The organism is Microbacterium sp. LMI12-1-1.1, assembly GCF_040676455.1.
In the GTDB taxonomy this organism is placed as follows: domain Bacteria; phylum Actinomycetota; class Actinomycetes; order Actinomycetales; family Microbacteriaceae; genus Microbacterium.
This window is the reverse complement of the sequence record NZ_JBEGIA010000001.1, coordinates 480,622-494,313: the sequence shown is the minus strand read 5'-3', so window position 1 is coordinate 494,313 and position 13,692 is coordinate 480,622. Positions and strand designations below refer to the sequence as shown.

General features: G+C 67.9%; 27 protein-coding genes. All 27 read right to left on the bottom strand.

Annotated elements, in window-relative coordinates; genetic code table 11:
- Positions 1 to 2: 2 nt before the first annotated feature.
- Positions 3 to 1,016, bottom strand: coding sequence for an AAA family ATPase (locus MRBLMI12_RS02430; RefSeq protein WP_363353603.1), 1,014 nt, complete (start codon positions 1,014 to 1,016; stop codon positions 3 to 5).
- Between the two features lie 61 nt (positions 1,017 to 1,077).
- The gene (locus MRBLMI12_RS02425; RefSeq protein WP_363353601.1) at positions 1,078 to 1,326 is read right to left on the bottom strand and encodes a hypothetical protein; all 249 of its coding nucleotides are present in this window, start codon (positions 1,324 to 1,326) and stop codon (positions 1,078 to 1,080) included.
- On the bottom strand, positions 1,323 to 1,514 hold the full coding sequence (locus MRBLMI12_RS02420; protein ID WP_363353599.1) for a hypothetical protein: 192 nt from the start codon (positions 1,512 to 1,514) through the stop codon (positions 1,323 to 1,325). Before MRBLMI12_RS02420 ends, MRBLMI12_RS02425 begins: the two co-directional genes overlap by 4 nt.
- Positions 1,511 to 2,473 carry a hypothetical protein gene (locus MRBLMI12_RS02415; protein ID WP_363353597.1) on the bottom strand — a complete coding sequence of 321 codons (963 nt, stop codon included), beginning with the start codon at positions 2,471 to 2,473 and terminating at the stop codon, positions 1,511 to 1,513. Before MRBLMI12_RS02415 ends, MRBLMI12_RS02420 begins: the two co-directional genes overlap by 4 nt.
- A gap of 240 nt (positions 2,474 to 2,713) precedes the next feature.
- Positions 2,714 to 3,019 (bottom strand): WhiB family transcriptional regulator, encoded by a 306-nt coding sequence (locus tag MRBLMI12_RS02410; protein WP_363353595.1) that lies wholly within the window; start codon positions 3,017 to 3,019, stop codon positions 2,714 to 2,716.
- Entirely contained in the window at positions 3,016 to 3,234 is a 219-nt protein-coding gene (locus tag MRBLMI12_RS02405; protein WP_363353593.1) for a hypothetical protein, read from the bottom strand. Before MRBLMI12_RS02405 ends, MRBLMI12_RS02410 begins: the two co-directional genes overlap by 4 nt.
- Positions 3,235 to 3,301: 67 nt before the next feature.
- Positions 3,302 to 3,664, bottom strand: a complete 363-nt coding sequence (locus MRBLMI12_RS02400) for a hypothetical protein (RefSeq protein WP_363353591.1) — start codon at positions 3,662 to 3,664, stop codon at positions 3,302 to 3,304.
- Positions 3,665 to 3,813: 149 nt separating this feature from the next.
- Positions 3,814 to 5,043 carry an RtcB family protein gene (locus tag MRBLMI12_RS02395; protein ID WP_363353589.1) on the bottom strand — a complete coding sequence of 410 codons (1,230 nt, stop codon included), beginning with the start codon at positions 5,041 to 5,043 and terminating at the stop codon, positions 3,814 to 3,816.
- An 11-nt stretch (positions 5,044 to 5,054) separates the two neighbouring features.
- Positions 5,055 to 6,866: an SNF2-related protein gene (locus MRBLMI12_RS02390; protein WP_363353587.1), complete on the bottom strand. Its 1,812-nt coding sequence runs from the start codon at positions 6,864 to 6,866 to the stop codon at positions 5,055 to 5,057.
- Positions 6,863 to 7,105, bottom strand: a complete 243-nt coding sequence (locus MRBLMI12_RS02385) for a hypothetical protein (RefSeq protein WP_363353585.1) — start codon at positions 7,103 to 7,105, stop codon at positions 6,863 to 6,865. Before MRBLMI12_RS02385 ends, MRBLMI12_RS02390 begins: the two co-directional genes overlap by 4 nt.
- Positions 7,102 to 7,470, bottom strand: coding sequence for a hypothetical protein (locus MRBLMI12_RS02380; protein WP_363353584.1), 369 nt, complete (start codon positions 7,468 to 7,470; stop codon positions 7,102 to 7,104). Before MRBLMI12_RS02380 ends, MRBLMI12_RS02385 begins: the two co-directional genes overlap by 4 nt.
- Positions 7,467 to 8,036: a hypothetical protein gene (locus MRBLMI12_RS02375; protein WP_363353582.1), complete on the bottom strand. Its 570-nt coding sequence runs from the start codon at positions 8,034 to 8,036 to the stop codon at positions 7,467 to 7,469. The genes MRBLMI12_RS02380 and MRBLMI12_RS02375 overlap by 4 nt, the downstream gene beginning before the upstream one ends.
- Before the next feature lie 39 nt (positions 8,037 to 8,075).
- Positions 8,076 to 8,333 carry a hypothetical protein gene (locus tag MRBLMI12_RS02370; RefSeq protein WP_363353581.1) on the bottom strand — a complete coding sequence of 86 codons (258 nt, stop codon included), beginning with the start codon at positions 8,331 to 8,333 and terminating at the stop codon, positions 8,076 to 8,078.
- The gene (locus MRBLMI12_RS02365; RefSeq protein ID WP_363353580.1) at positions 8,330 to 8,605 is read right to left on the bottom strand and encodes a hypothetical protein; all 276 of its coding nucleotides are present in this window, start codon (positions 8,603 to 8,605) and stop codon (positions 8,330 to 8,332) included. Before MRBLMI12_RS02365 ends, MRBLMI12_RS02370 begins: the two co-directional genes overlap by 4 nt.
- Positions 8,605 to 8,730 carry a hypothetical protein gene (locus tag MRBLMI12_RS02360; RefSeq protein ID WP_363353578.1) on the bottom strand — a complete coding sequence of 42 codons (126 nt, stop codon included), beginning with the start codon at positions 8,728 to 8,730 and terminating at the stop codon, positions 8,605 to 8,607. Before MRBLMI12_RS02360 ends, MRBLMI12_RS02365 begins: the two co-directional genes overlap by 1 nt.
- A gap of 13 nt (positions 8,731 to 8,743) precedes the next feature.
- Entirely contained in the window at positions 8,744 to 8,905 is a 162-nt protein-coding gene (locus MRBLMI12_RS02355) for a hypothetical protein (RefSeq protein ID WP_363353576.1), read from the bottom strand.
- Entirely contained in the window at positions 8,902 to 9,237 is a 336-nt protein-coding gene (locus MRBLMI12_RS02350; protein ID WP_363353574.1) for a hypothetical protein, read from the bottom strand. Before MRBLMI12_RS02350 ends, MRBLMI12_RS02355 begins: the two co-directional genes overlap by 4 nt.
- Positions 9,234 to 9,719, bottom strand: a complete 486-nt coding sequence (locus tag MRBLMI12_RS02345; protein ID WP_363353572.1) for a hypothetical protein — start codon at positions 9,717 to 9,719, stop codon at positions 9,234 to 9,236. The genes MRBLMI12_RS02350 and MRBLMI12_RS02345 overlap by 4 nt, the downstream gene beginning before the upstream one ends.
- On the bottom strand, positions 9,716 to 10,090 hold the full coding sequence (locus MRBLMI12_RS02340) for a hypothetical protein (protein WP_363353570.1): 375 nt from the start codon (positions 10,088 to 10,090) through the stop codon (positions 9,716 to 9,718). Before MRBLMI12_RS02340 ends, MRBLMI12_RS02345 begins: the two co-directional genes overlap by 4 nt.
- Entirely contained in the window at positions 10,087 to 10,578 is a 492-nt protein-coding gene (locus MRBLMI12_RS02335) for a hypothetical protein (protein WP_363353568.1), read from the bottom strand. The genes MRBLMI12_RS02340 and MRBLMI12_RS02335 overlap by 4 nt, the downstream gene beginning before the upstream one ends.
- On the bottom strand, positions 10,575 to 10,928 hold the full coding sequence (locus tag MRBLMI12_RS02330; protein WP_363353566.1) for a hypothetical protein: 354 nt from the start codon (positions 10,926 to 10,928) through the stop codon (positions 10,575 to 10,577). Before MRBLMI12_RS02330 ends, MRBLMI12_RS02335 begins: the two co-directional genes overlap by 4 nt.
- Positions 10,925 to 11,314: a hypothetical protein gene (locus MRBLMI12_RS02325; RefSeq protein ID WP_363353565.1), complete on the bottom strand. Its 390-nt coding sequence runs from the start codon at positions 11,312 to 11,314 to the stop codon at positions 10,925 to 10,927. The genes MRBLMI12_RS02330 and MRBLMI12_RS02325 overlap by 4 nt, the downstream gene beginning before the upstream one ends.
- Positions 11,311 to 12,105 carry a hypothetical protein gene (locus MRBLMI12_RS02320; protein ID WP_363353563.1) on the bottom strand — a complete coding sequence of 265 codons (795 nt, stop codon included), beginning with the start codon at positions 12,103 to 12,105 and terminating at the stop codon, positions 11,311 to 11,313. Before MRBLMI12_RS02320 ends, MRBLMI12_RS02325 begins: the two co-directional genes overlap by 4 nt.
- A 4-nt stretch (positions 12,106 to 12,109) precedes the next feature.
- Positions 12,110 to 12,475, bottom strand: a complete 366-nt coding sequence (locus MRBLMI12_RS02315; protein WP_363353561.1) for a hypothetical protein — start codon at positions 12,473 to 12,475, stop codon at positions 12,110 to 12,112.
- Positions 12,475 to 12,840: a hypothetical protein gene (locus MRBLMI12_RS02310; RefSeq protein WP_363353559.1), complete on the bottom strand. Its 366-nt coding sequence runs from the start codon at positions 12,838 to 12,840 to the stop codon at positions 12,475 to 12,477. Before MRBLMI12_RS02310 ends, MRBLMI12_RS02315 begins: the two co-directional genes overlap by 1 nt.
- Positions 12,841 to 12,843: 3 nt before the next feature.
- Positions 12,844 to 13,398: a hypothetical protein gene (locus MRBLMI12_RS02305; protein WP_363353557.1), complete on the bottom strand. Its 555-nt coding sequence runs from the start codon at positions 13,396 to 13,398 to the stop codon at positions 12,844 to 12,846.
- A gap of 48 nt (positions 13,399 to 13,446) precedes the next feature.
- A complete protein-coding gene (locus MRBLMI12_RS02300) occupies positions 13,447 to 13,638 on the bottom strand; it encodes a hypothetical protein (protein WP_363353555.1) in 192 nt (63 codons plus the stop codon).
- Positions 13,639 to 13,692 lie beyond the last annotated feature (54 nt).

Sequence of the window (13,692 nt, the reverse complement as noted above, 5' to 3'; positions counted from 1 at the left end):
GTTCAGGCCGCCGCGAAGACGGACTGGGGGTTGGGTGCCTGGGTGATGGGCTGCGGGTTGTGGTTGGGCAGCGGCTTGCCGATCTTCTCGGCGATCTGCTGGTACAGACGCACGAGGTTGAAGTCCTGCATCTGCGACGGGAACCGGTAGCGGTTCTTCGCCGTGTAGACCGCGGACTCGCCGAGCGTGGCGGTGAGCGTGGTGCCCTGGCCGGCGGCGCCGAGCGACTGGAAGTCGAGGTAGGCGACGAGGCTGGGGATGGTCGCCACCGAGTCCTTCGTGCCACCCTGGAGCTTCGGCTTGATCGTGACCTTGCCGGTGTTCTCGGTGTCGGTCATCGGGTGCATCGCGAAGGCGCCGGTGAAACGGTCGGTGTTCTGGAACAGGCGCACGATCGCGTCGGTGTAGACGCCGACCTCACCCCACGCCTTGAGGGTGTCGGGCTTGCCGGCCGAGTTGAGCGTGATCTGCTGGAAGAACTTCACGGCGACGTTCTGGAACACGTTGAGCGTGTCCAGGGACACGAGGTCGACGTCGATGGGCGTAGCGGCCGGGTTCGGCTCGAACTTCGTCCACAGCGGGTTGCCTGCCCCATCGACCGGGTGCCGCGAGCCGGTCATCTCGCAGATGATCGAGTCGACCTTGTGGAAGGCGTAGGGGTCCATCACGGGGTCGACCGTCATGACGATGATGCGGCCGTGCGGGTTGGTGTTCGGGTCGAAAATCTCGGCACGGATGTTCTCGTCGACCATCAGCGTCTCGATGCCGTTGTCGATGTCGATGATGATGGCGCGCTTGGAGATGCCGGCGGTGACCAGCTCGGCGATCATCGTGGTCTTCCGCGTGCCGGTGTCGCCGTAGAGCAGGAGGCTCTTCGGGAAGCCGATGGCCTCGGCCGCCGTGGCGGCGAACATGAAGGAAGGCAGTGCTGGCATGCCGGTGGTCACGCCCTCGTGGGGCTGTCCGTGCATGGTGACCTCGATGGGGGCCTCCGGGGTTGCGATGGTGTCGCTCATGGTTGGTTCCTCGCTCTCTGGGATGGAAGTGTAGGCCTGCATTTAGCTAGCAGACGGGGGTTCAGACGTTGCCGTACTTCTTGCGCAGCGCCGCGCCGGCCTTCGCGACGAGGATCGTCACGTCGTCTCCGAAGCGGTGCTCGAAGCTCGCCGTGCGATACCCGCCGCCGCCGACGGAATTGGTCCGCTCGACGACGTACTGGCTCACGGTGTCGGGGTCTCGGCTGTCGCTCAGCTTCGTGATGTTGTGGATCTTGAAGGTGCGATGGGCTGAGCCGTTGGCGATGTCGAAGGTGGCGATGACGCTCACGTGGCCTCCGTGATGGTCAGGTCGGCCTTGCCGATGCGAAGGCGCGACGGGCGAAGCGCGAACTCGAGCTTGGCGTCGTCGTCGGTGATGACCATGCCGATTCTGTGGCCGGTCTCGTCGACCGAGACGATGCGGCCGACCACCTTGGGGTCGCGTCCGATGTGGAGCGGGTCTCCGACGGCGATCACGCGGCCATCTCCAGGTTCATCGTCGCGACGACATCGTGGCCGCGCTTGGCGTCGGCGATCTCGAGCGAGCAGGGGAAGCAGTGCGCGGCCTGCGTGAAGTCGCCGGGCGTGGCGCCTGCGGAGAGGGCGTCCCAGATGCGCTGGGCGCGGGCCAGGAGGCCGAGCGCGTAGGCCTCGTTGTAGTCGAACGAGAGCACCCAGACGTCGTGGATCGCGTTGGGGTCCTCGTACCGCGGGTGGGCCGGGTCGTCGAACATGCCGTGACCGTCGCGGTTGATCCAGACGATCGAGAGGCGGGTGACCGGGCGGCCGGCGCGGGCGCGGGCGAGGCCGTAGGTGTTGAGCTGGCCGTAGTAGCCGTTCACCTTGTGCTTCATGCCCTCGAGTTCCTCGCGGTACTCGTTGGCGGAGAGCTGGGCGGTGATGCCGCTGCCGAGGTTGAGCTTGTAGCCGCCCTCGTAGGCCTTCGTGTCCTTCTGCTTCTTCCACCACGGCTCGAGTCCCTGGCGCATGGCGCCGATCGACTGGAGGTAGTCCTGGAGCAGGCAGGACTTCTTGCGGGTCGAGCCCTTGTAGTCCTCGAGCTGCCACGGGTGGCTCAGGTCGATCGTGCCGCCGGAGTCGCCGTGGACGTCGCCGTAGCCGTTGATCCGCCCGAAGAACAGGTGCTCTTCGGCGTGGGAGCCGTGGAGCTGCGGGAACATCGGCGAGTCGTGCAGCTCGTCGTGGCGCCCCTGGAGGTGGCCGTGAAGAGCCGTTCCCATCTCGGCGCCGAGCCAGAGCGAGTCAGCGCGCGGGTTGGGGATGATGCGGCCGAGGAGGCGGTTCGCCAGGCAGCGGTCGCAGTCGTTGGAGAGGTCGGATGCTCCGATGCCCCTCTGGACGTCGCGCGCCTTGGGAGCGCGGAGCATCGAGATGACGAGGTTGCGGATCTCGGCGTCGTCGAGAATCTCGTTCACGCTGCCCACCTCCTCGTCTTGTAGCTGGGGTGCTCCCGGTGATGCTTGGGAGCGTTGGCCGGCGTCGGGTTCGCCGGCTTGATGGCGGGGCGGGGGGTGCCCGCCTCGGTCCTCCTCGCGAGGCCACCATTTCCGTTCATACGTACCTCCTCTGTTGAGTGATTCGGTTTCGTTCTTCGCCCTGCGGCGATGAATCAAAGATAGCGCGTAATTAGCTAGCTATGCAACCCCAACAGAGAATTAATTTTGATCGATGTTGTACTGCTCATATTCCCCAGATAGGAGGCCAAATCGGGCGAGCCAGTGCCACTGCTTGCCGTCCAGCCACACGATTCCGCCGTGCACTCCCCACTCCGCACGACCCCTCGCGGCCTCCTTGCACATAGCTAGCAGAGGGCAGTCCGCGCAGAGCGCTTTCGCCTCCTTCTCGGAGGGCGGCACGTCAGGGGTGAACTCGTCAGGACGCCCCTCGCAGAGCGGCTGCGGCTCGTCAGGGTCGCGCCGAGCGCGGGCGAGCGCTCGGTCGAAGTTCGCGACGGCGCTCATGCGAGCTGGTCCAGGAGCGCGTTGACGCGGCGGGCATCGACGCCCGGCGCGAGCGCCAAGCTGCGCAGCTCGGCGATGATGGTGCCGCGCGCCTCCTCCTTGAGGTGCGCTTCGTAGGCGACCACTGACGACTCGAAGCTGCGGCTGGCGAATCCGTTCTCCTGTCGCCACTCGTCGAACTCGTGCAGGGTGGCGATCTTGTCGTCGGGGTTCATGGGGCCTCTCTCGTTGCCTGACGGGCGCGGAGTCTAGGGTCCGGCGCCCGTCAAGGCAAGCGAGAGGTCAGGATTGGGGAGCGAACTCCCGGTGCAGTGCGAGCAGGGTCGGGTTCCTTCGGATCTTCGGCCACACCTCGAGCCAGCCCGGCGCGTGCCCACGGCGCAGCTTCTTGCGCAGCTCGACGGCGCCACGCTCGATGTCCTCGGCGACCCAGGTGATCGGCAGCCCCTCGTCGGCGAGAAGCCTCGCCCTCGCGAGCTCCTGCCGCGTGTACCTCCGCGGGGTGGGGTGGGCCGGCTTGCCGATGCGCTCGCGCGTCCGCTGCACCGTGCGCATGCTCACCTTGTGGATGGCTGCGATCGTCGCATTGTCGAGCTGCTCAGTAATGTGCTTGCGCATCTCTTCGTCCGAGATCTTGGGAGGCACCCGTGGGCGTGGATGGGTGGCAGCGATCTGGAGGCCCGAGCAGCGCCGGCTGCAGAACTTCCGCCTCGCGTACTTGTACGGGTGCTCGCCCTTCCGCCTGAGGAAGTGGGTGCTGCACTGGGGGCAGCGCTTGTGGGGGAGCGTCACGACTATCCCTTCACGCAGAGGATCGTGTCGAGCTTCTGGACGACCTCCACGAGATCCTTCTCGGCCTCGATCACTGAGTCGAGATCCTTGTATGCCAGCGAGATCTCGTCGATGACGCCCGCATCCGTGCGCGCCTCGATGCCCTGCATCGTGCGCTCCACGTCCTCGACGGTGAAGCGCTTCTTCGCCTCGGAGCGGCTCATCTTGCGGCCGGCGCCGTGGCTGGCGGACTGGAAGGAGGCCTCGTTGCCGAGACCGCGCACGATGTACGAGCCGGTCGCCATCGAGCCGGGGATGAGCGCGAGCTCGCCCTTCTTCGCTGAGATCGCGCCCTTGCGGGTGACGATCATGTTGCGCCCGTCGATGATCTCCTCGGCCACGTAGTTGTGGTGGCAGTTGATCTCCTCGTCGAACGTGACGAAGACCGGCGCGTGCGAGTGGGTGCCCGTGACGAAGTGCTCGCCGAGCTCCCGCTTCACGAGCTCCATCATGACGGTGCGCGATCGCATGGCGTACTCCTGCGCCCAGTGGAGGTCGTTCAGGTAGGCGTCCATCTCGGGTGTGCCGCGGTAGAACAGCGAGAGCTCCTGGAGGTGCTTCGGCAGGTCGGCGTTCTCGGGCAGCTCCTTCGCCTTCGAGATGTGGCGCTTGGCCAGCTCGTTGCCGACGCCGCGGGAGCCGGAGTGCAGGGTGATCCACACCTGGCCGGTGGAGTCCGTGGTCAGCTCGATGAAGTGGTTGCCGCCGCCGAGCGTGCCCATCTGCCGGTGGGCGCGATCGGCCATCTTGTCGATGCCGTCCGCGCGCAGGCGGTCGAACTGGCGCCAGAAGATCGAGTCGTCCTGCAGGCCGAGGCGGCGCGCGTTGACGGCGCGGTCGTGCATGTTGAAGCCCACGGGGATCGCCTTCTCGAACCGCTTGCGCAGCTCCTTGAGGTCGCGGTCGCTGAGGCCCTCCAGCGTGAGGGAGGTGCGCACGGCGTTGACGCCACAGCCGATGTCGACGCCGACGGCGGCCGGCGCGAGCGCCTGCTCCATGGCGATGACTGAGCCCACGGTCGCGCCGTTGCCCCAGTGGACGTCGGGCATGACGCGGAGCCCGTAGAGGCCGGGCAGCTCGCTAACCGAGCGGAGCTGGTTCAGCGCGGATGCCTCGATCTCATGCTCGTGCGCCCACATCAGGACGGGTGCGGTCGCGCCCCTCAGGGCGGTGGGGTATTCGGTGGTGGTCATGATTTCTCCTCTCATGCGGCAGCCCGGAGGCCGCCGTTCATTGCGGTGCGGACCTGCCACGCCTTCGCGAGCAGGTTCTCGAGCGTGTGCTCGTCGGTCGAGTCCTTCATGGCGATCACGACATGCTCGAAGCCGCCGCCGACCTGTGTGCCGCCGTGGCGGAAGATGCGGCGGATGGCCTGGTCCTCCAGTGCCGGGTCGCCCTGGGGCTGGCTGATCCAGGCGACCTTGTTGGTGGCGCGCTGGAAGCCGTCGATGCCGGTGCCGAACGACTGGACGGTGGCGATGATGTACGGGAACTCGCCCGCGATGAAGGCGCGCTTCATCTCGTCCCGCTGGCGGCGGTTCAGGTCGCCCGTCCAGGCGCGCGCGTCGACGCCGGCGCGGCGCATGCGCTTCTCGATGAACTGTGCGCCGATCTTCGAGTCGGTGTAGATCGCCACGGCCTGCCCAGCCCAGCGCTGCTCCGTGAGCTGACGGAGGGGCACGAGCTTGGCCGCCTTGGCGTCGTCGTGGAACGCGACATCTCCGTCCTGGCCGTAGCTGATCTCGGCGATGACGACCTGGCGCAGCCGGGTCTGGAGCACCATCGGCATGTCGACCACGAGCGGCGCCTCTTCGCCGTCCCAGCCCATGACCCACGTCATGAGATCCTCTTCGAGATCCTGGATCTGCGCGCGCTGCTCGGGTGTCGGGTCCACCCAGATGACCTCGGGTGCTGGCACCGGCTCGCCCTCGCGGCGGATGTATGCGGGGAGGGTCCCGACGAACTCGCCCTCGATTCGCTCGCCGAGCACATTGGTCAGCGCTTCGCCGCGGGAGTCGGTGAGCACCTTGCCCCGCTGGCCGACGATGTTCTCGGTGTCGAGGAATCGGGCTTTCCAGCGGGCGTGGTTGGTCTCGACGTAGGGCTGGCCGGTCTCGGGGTCGGTGCCGGGCCAGGTCCAGCGGGCGACCGACCACATGTTCTCGAGCTTGTTGCGGAACCACGTGCCGCTCATCGCGCAGTAGTACGTGGCCTTGATCGAGCCCATCGTGCGGCGGGTCGCGCTCTTGCGGTTGGCGATCGCCTGGACCTCATCGAAGACGATGCCCTGCAGCGGCTTGCGGGAGGTGCGACGGTAGGCCTCGATGCGCCGGGACTTCCGTACGCGCACCGGCTCCTCGGCGGGGCCGATCGCGCCATCCTTCCGCGGCTTGAATTCCATGAGGCCGGTCTTCTTGACGACCTTGAACAGCGGCCACTTCTCGACACTGCCGTCCGGCTGGAGGTCGTAGCTGAACTGCGGCTCGGAGACCCAATCCTTCTCGGTCAGGAAGTGCGACCCAGCGACGAAGATCCCATCCTCGCCCTTCATGAACGCCTCGAAGTTTGCGCGGCCGGCGACCGTCGTGCCGTTCATGATGCGCACGCGGATCTCACCGTCGCTCTGTGCGAAGACGCGCTCGTGCCACTGGTCGTGCGTGTTGGGCAGGCCGATGATGAGGGCGCGGGTCCAGCCAGCGCGCTTGATGAGCTCGGCGCCGATGGCTGTCTTGCCGAAGCCGGGCTCATCTCCGATCACGATGCCGTTGGAGGTGCCGATCTGCGCGACGGCCAGCTCGATTGCGCGCTCCTGGCTGGGCGTGATGCGTCCGTGGATCTTCGACTGCTCGTCATCCATCGACCAGTCGACGGGCAGGAACTTGACGGCCTTGACGACCTTCTTCGCGGAGTGGTCGTGCACCCAGCGCAGGAGGATGTGCGCGTGCTCGGGCTCGGCCTTCGGGTTCGGCGCCCACAGCGACTCGCCGCACTCGGCGCAGAGGTCGGCGGGGGTCATGCGGGCTCTCGGATGAATGCGGCGAGATCCTCGACGACCCGCGCGACGTCGGCGCGGTCACCGTTGAAGATCTTCTCTGCGCCGATGAACGCGAGCTGCGAGTCCTGCACGGCCTCATAGAACCCCATGAGAAACTCAGCCTGCTTCGGGCTGGACTCGTCGGCGAAGATGCGACCGAGCTCCGCCCAGTCGACCTCGACCTCGGTGGTGACCTGGATGGCCTGGCTCTTGTCTGTCACTGTGCCCGCCCCTCCTTCACACCCTGCGCAACGAGGCGACGCAGCGTCGACCGCCAGAGCGTCACGGGGTCGTCATCCTCGTCGTCCTCGCGGTAGCTCCAGTACTTGCAGTCGCCGTAGTAGTCATCGGCCACGAGCGAGAGGGCTATGTTCTCGGGCTGGATGCCGTTCGAGTACGCGACCGGCGGGAACGGCGCCAGCTCGAACTCGTAGCCGTTGACCATGCTGCCGCTGACGAGGATTTCCTGGTCGTCGAGCTTGGCGTAGGCGTGGTCGACGAACGTCACGCGGGCGTAAACCTCGCGGCTTCCGACGCCCCACGCGCGCCCGGTGAGGCGGATGCGCTGACCCTCTTCGACCCTCACGCTGCCCACTCCACGATCTGCTGACGGTACGCGGCATCCGCGCTCACGAGCGCGACGACGGGGTGGCGGACGCCGTGCCCCTCGTTCCACCCGTTCGTGATGGCCGTGACGATGCCGGTCTCGACGTCGACGTCGAACGTGGCGCTGGCCAGCTCGGCGTTCAGCTCGGCGTACGGTGCGTCGATGCCGAGGCGAGGAAGGAGGGGGGCGAGCACGGCCTCGGGCGGCGTCACGATCACGGACCCGGCGCTGGCCACGAACTCCTTCGACGCGGCGGCCGGCGCCTCGGTGGGTGCGTAGAGCGCGCCGGCCTTGATCGCCTGGTAGGCGGTGATCGTGGCCGAGGTGTCGAGTCCGTCGTTCGAGATGTGGGTGACGGGGATGTCGGCCTGCTTGCACTGGTACGCGAGGATGTTGCGCTTCACCTCGAGCGCCTCGAGCTGCTTCTGGAGCTCGGCCTCGAGCCGCTCGCGCAGCGTCTCCTTCGCGTCACGCCACTCCTGGTCGGCGGTGCGGAGCTGCGCGAGGAGCTTCTTCTGGGCGTCGGTCTGGGGCTTCTTCGGCATTGGTGGTGTCCTCCTACGGAACGATCTTAGCTAGCTGATTCAGGCTGCGCGAAGCGCGAGCAGGTTGTCCTCGAACGGCGAGGAGAGTTTGACGGGGGATCCGCAGCACCGCGACAGCTCGTCGGGGCCGACAGCCTCGGTCTCTGCGCCGCACGAGTCGCACTCTCCGAACGCGCGGTGCGCCTCGCAGATGCCGCAGAAGTCGTGGCACCACTGGCGGTGCTCGTCGCGCTCGGCGGGCGTCATGTCCTCCCACGTGGGGTAGGCGGGCGGGTTGGGGTCGGTCGCGAGGATCACGATGCTTCCTTCGTGTTGGTGGTTTCGGGGATGAGGCGGACCCAGCCTTCCGGCATGGTGTCGTCCATGTCGGGGTCCATGGCCCAGTCGATGTGCTGGTCGACGACCTCACCCCACGAGAAGGCGCGGTCGATGCCCTGGCGGTAGAACAGAGCGCCGCCGGTGCCGGAGATCCAGGGCCAGGCGTGCGCCTCGCCGTCATGGACGAAGGAGACGACGGTGGGCTCCAGAGGCGGATGCTCGCGCAGCGGGTGGAGAGCGAGGGTGGTCATCACGAGGCCGCCTCGTTGTAGCCCTCGCGGTACGCGCTGCCGATGGGGCCGAGCGGGGGAGGGGTGCAGGGCTGGCCGTTCTTCGCGTGCTCGGCGCCGAGTTCGCGCCATTCGGTGATGCTCATAGATGCCTCGCTTTCAGTGGATGAACAGGGACAGGATGCCGATGACGGGGATCAGCCCGCCGAGGATGGCTGGCATGAGGATGCAGCCGGGGATGCGGACGCGCGGCGGCTGGGTGACGGGAGGGAGGCCGGCCACGCCGTGCCTGTCGGCGCGGTGCGATCCGTCGAAGCTCACGCGCGAGCCTCCATCCCTGCGACCCGGTTGAGCATGCCGAGCAGGGCTGCGAAGGAGGGGACGCGCCCGACAGTGTAGGGGTCGGCCTGATTCTCGGGGTCTCGCATGAGCGCGTAGAGCGGGGTACTCACTCCGTCGACGGTGACGCTGAGGTAGCGCACGCGCTCCCACGCCATGACCCGCTCGTTGTGCGACTCCTGGTCGCCTGCCGCCTCGAGTGCGCGGAAGAGGTCGGCGCGGGTGAGCGGGTACTCGGGCGAGGCGGGGCGGAGCACCTTCATGGCTCCGTCGATCGCGTCGGCCGCGCGCAGCATGTGGTCGTGGTGCATCATGCGCGCACCTCCGCGACGATCGCGCGCAGGGCCTTGAATAGTTCGCGCTCGAACGGCGTCTCGATGCTCGCGCCGAGCTTGGAGCTGCGGTCCTCGAAGCGTCCGATGACCTCGCTCGCCTCGGTGGCGAGCTGTTCGAGGCTGCCAGAGTCCACGCCGGGCGCGTTCTCGGGCTCCCACGACTCCCACGCGGCCTGGATGCCGGCCTCGACGGCGGCGCGCATCATCAGCGTGACCTGCTGGACGGTGTAGCGGCCCGCCCGGTCAGGCTCCCAGCTCGGGGAGTCCTGGCGGTCGCGGACGCGCGCGGCGATCTGCTGGGGGGTCTCGTCGGTGGCGGGCGGGGTGATGAGGCCGCGGAGAGCGTCTGCGAGGTCGTGCGGGGCGAACTCGTCGCGCATCTCGCGGGGGCACCCGTCGTAGTTGTCGAGCGCGTCGCGAGCGGCCTCGTAGCGGTCGGATGCGGAGGTTGCGGTGCTCATGCGTAGGCTCCTTCGGCGAGTCGTGCGAGGCGGGTGAGGACGCGGCGGGCGTGGTCGAGTTCCAGCGGGGTGTACTGCGGATAGCGCGCGTTCGGGTCGCCGTAGCCGCGGGTCCAGAATCCGGGGTTCTCATCGAAGTCGCGCACCCATGCGGCGTACTCGTTGCGGCCTGCGTCGATTGCGCGAAACGCGGTCAGGATGCCGTTCGGCTCGTTGTTCTGGGTCGGCATGGGGCAGTCGCACACCTGGCCGTCATCAGGGACCATCGTCACCCCTTCCGGCGGGAGGATGCCCCAGCATGCGCCGCAGATATCGGGGTCTGCGGGGTGGGCGATCAGGTCGCGGGGCGTCTTACTGGCGAAGACGGTCACTGTCCCGGCTCCCATCCACTGCGGCGGGCGTCGTGTTCGCAGGCGTCGCAGAGCTGCACGGGCTTCTTGAGGTTCGGCCAGTGGTTCGTCGCCTCTTCGTCGCACTGGTCGCACTGGTTCTCTTCGGGGATCACGACCGGCGCGTGCTCGTCGCAGTGCTTGTCGCCCTCGTGCTCACCTGTCGCGAGCTCGTCGCAGTAGTCGCACTCACCGAGTGCCACGTGCTCCCACTCGCCGCCGACTGCCTGCACGATGCCCTCGAACCAGTCGCGCACCTCCTGGAGAACTTCGATCTCTCGATCGTTCGATCCTCCCTCGGCGGCGTCGTAGGTCACGTTGACAGCGAGGCGTGCCGTCGCGATGTTGCCGACGAGCTGCGCCCGGTCGGCCTCGATTGCGCGAACGATGTTCGCGAATGCGGCAGCGCCGTTTCCGCCGTGCTCCTGCACGATTTCGGACGCGACCTGCTCGGGGGTCTTGATGGTCATGCTCGGGTCATCTCCTCGTACCAGATTTCGTAGGTCTTGCCGGTGATGGTGGTCAGGTGGGCGGCGATTGCGGCCGCGGTTTCGAGGTCTCCCTCGTAGGTGTCGCACGAGTCGCAGGCCTGGATGCCGTAGTCGCTGTTCACGGGGGCGAATGCGCCGGGGAACCAGGACCATTCGCATTCGCAGTCCACGTCTACGGTCTCGGGCGTGCGCGGGGCTGCGGCCTCGAATGCTGCGAGGTTGACGTCTTCGCCGGTCGCGGCGTCGCGCAGCCACGGCTCGCTGTCGGTGGCGATGTAGTGGCCGGGGGCGAGGTCTTCGCCGTCCCAGCGCTTCGTGGTGGTGCTCATCGTGCCTTCTCCGTCTCGGCCATGGCGTGCAGCACGGCGGCGGTGATCGTGCGGCGAACCTCTGCGATTGCTCGCGCGCCCTCTTCGCCCATCGCGGGGATGTCGCCCGCCCCGATGCCGTGCGCGGATGCGTAGGCGGTCTCGGCGTAGTCGTTCGCGATCTTCTCGGCGCGCACGTGGCGCGCCTTCTCCGCGAGGGTGGTCTGGATCTCGGACCACGCATCCGACCGGCGATTCTGGCTCGTGTCGCCCGTTGCGGCGGCGATGGTCTCCACCACGCCGTGCATGTAATCGTTGTCCGACCACCAGGGAAGCTCTGCGGCGGTGTCGAACGGGATAGCCTCCGCTACGGCGGCGATGAGCGCGGCGCGGTCGACGGCGGTCACTGTGCGGCCTCGATTCCCAGGCGTGCGGCGATCCATGCGGCGGCGACCTCCGCGAACGCGACCGCGGCGTCATCGCGGGCGTAGTACGACTCTGCGTCCTTCTCCAGCCCGCTCTCTTCCTCTGCGTCACAGGCGGCGGCGTAGGCCTTCATTTCGGCGCGGTAGGTGGTCAGGGCGGCGCGCATGTCGGGGTGGCCGTCCTCGCTGGTCTCGCGCACCGTGAGTCCGTCGCCCATGAAGTCATAGACATCGACGGTCCAGCCGTTGCCGGTGTTCCCGGCGTGAACGATTGCGACCGTCGAACCGGCGTCGTCCTCGAAATCGACGCGGCCGAAGCGGTCAAGCTCTTCCGCGACCTCCCGGCCCACCATGCGGGAAATGGCGTGCATGGTTGCGTGTGACCACTCGCGGGGTTCGGCCCGCTGGCCGGTGTCGAACGGGCTCCGCTGGTCAGCGCCGATGAGCACACCGGCCGCGCGAAGCTGTGCGAGGGTGCGGGGCTCCCAGACCGTGGGCGGGGTGTCGCCGCCGCTCGGGTCGGTCTCCCAGGGCAGGCGCTCGCCCTCCTTCTCGCCCTCGGTGATGACCCACGGCGCGGGGTCCATGACGCGGACGGCATCCGCGCTGTCTGCCAGCTCGCCCACGAGGTGAGTGTGTCGGAACGTTGCCGTTTTGGAGTTGATCGCGCACAGCTCCCAGCCGGACGCGGGGAGTGCGCCAGACCCGACGGGCGGGAACAGTGCGGGGCGGTCGGCGGCCTTCCAGCGGCGGGCCTTGGTGGGGGTGGTCATGGGTCTAGTCCTCTCCGAGCATGCGCAGAAGCTCCCGCGCGGCCTTCTTGATGTTGTGGCGGCGTCCGGCGAATCCGCCGGCGTCGGCGGCGGCGAGGGATTCGCGCAGCTCGTGCGCGGCATCCGCGACACCCGCGCGCCAGTTGACGGCGATGGTCTGCGGCGTCATGCGTCCGCCGAGAGCGCTCGGGCGGGCCATGGCTTCGCGCAGGTCGGCGGCACTTCCGCGCAGGGGCAGGCGGTCCGCGGCGGCACGGGCCATGTCGGGCCGGTTGCGGTCTGCATCGAGCCACGCGCCGAGGGTCGCGGCGAATCCGCGGGGCTCGGGGTACTCGAACGTGGGGCCGGTGTCGGGCTGTGTGGTGGTCATCAGGCGCTCGCTTTCGAGAGGCAGAAGTCAACGAGTTTGACAAGGGGCAGGGAGTCGAACCGGGCGCGGTTCGTGTCGTTCATCGCCTCGAACACGGCGACGACAACAGAGGCGGTGAACGTGTCCAGTAGCACGCCCTCTACCTTTTCGGCGGTGGCGGTGCGCACGATGCGCTTCGCGGCTGCGTAGCGGGTCGAAATGGCTTCGTCGCGCGCCTGACGCATGGCGCGGGCGTGGCTGGCTGTGCCGTGCTTGCGCCCGAGGTCGAACGCGGCCTCAGGGGTGAGGCGGGCACCGGTCACCGGCGCGCGATGCTCCCTCTCGGCGTGAATCTCGCGGGCGCGGGTCTCGATCGGGTCACTCATGGTTCAGCCCTCCGTCAGCTCGTCGAGCTTGGCCTGTGCGGCGTCGCGCTCGGTGCGGGCCTTGTAGGCGGCTTCCTCCGCCTCCGTCACTGCCATTTCTGCCCATCGCAGCGCGTCGCGGGCGGATGCAATGGCGCTTGCGCGGCCGTTCTCGCCGTCGAAGAGTGCGGTGCGGTTCTCCAGGATCCACGCGCCGAGCTTGCGCCGTGCGGCGTCGGTGAGTCCGCCGTTGCGGAAGTACACCCAATCGATGCCGTCGACGTCTGTGCGCAGCTCGCCCCAAACGGTGTCGCTGTAGCTCTTGCCGTTGATCGTGAGTGACGGATTGGGGGTGTACCAGGATGCGAGCGGTGCACCGGCCTCTTCCGCCTGGCGCTTAGCTTCGGCCTTCATGGCGTCCCAGTTGGGCACACTGTCGCCGTTGTGGTCAGTGGTGAGCGCGGCGGCGGCGTCCAGCTCTCCCGCGCCGTGAAGCGTGATCGAGGGGACATCGCCCCGGTTGCTCGTGGCGTAGACGATGCTTCCGAACGGCGTTTCGGTGTGGCTCCAGTGCGGCATGGTTCCTGTTTCCTTTGGTATGGGGTGGCGTGTGGGGGTTGGTGGGGTCTAGTCGCGGGTCGCGGCGCGGCGTCCGGCGCGGGTGGCGGCCTGGCCGCGCTTCATCGCGCGGGCGTGGCGGCGCTCGATATCGGCGGCCTTGGCTTCGCCGGTGCGGGTGCGGTCCAGCTTGCGGCGGGCGGCATCGGTGGCGGTGTCGGCGGTGACGGTGAGCGGGGGGAGGGTGGCCAGGATCGACATTTAGCTAGCTCCGTTCGTTGGGGTGTGGATGGGTCAGCGGGTGCGGGTGCGGGT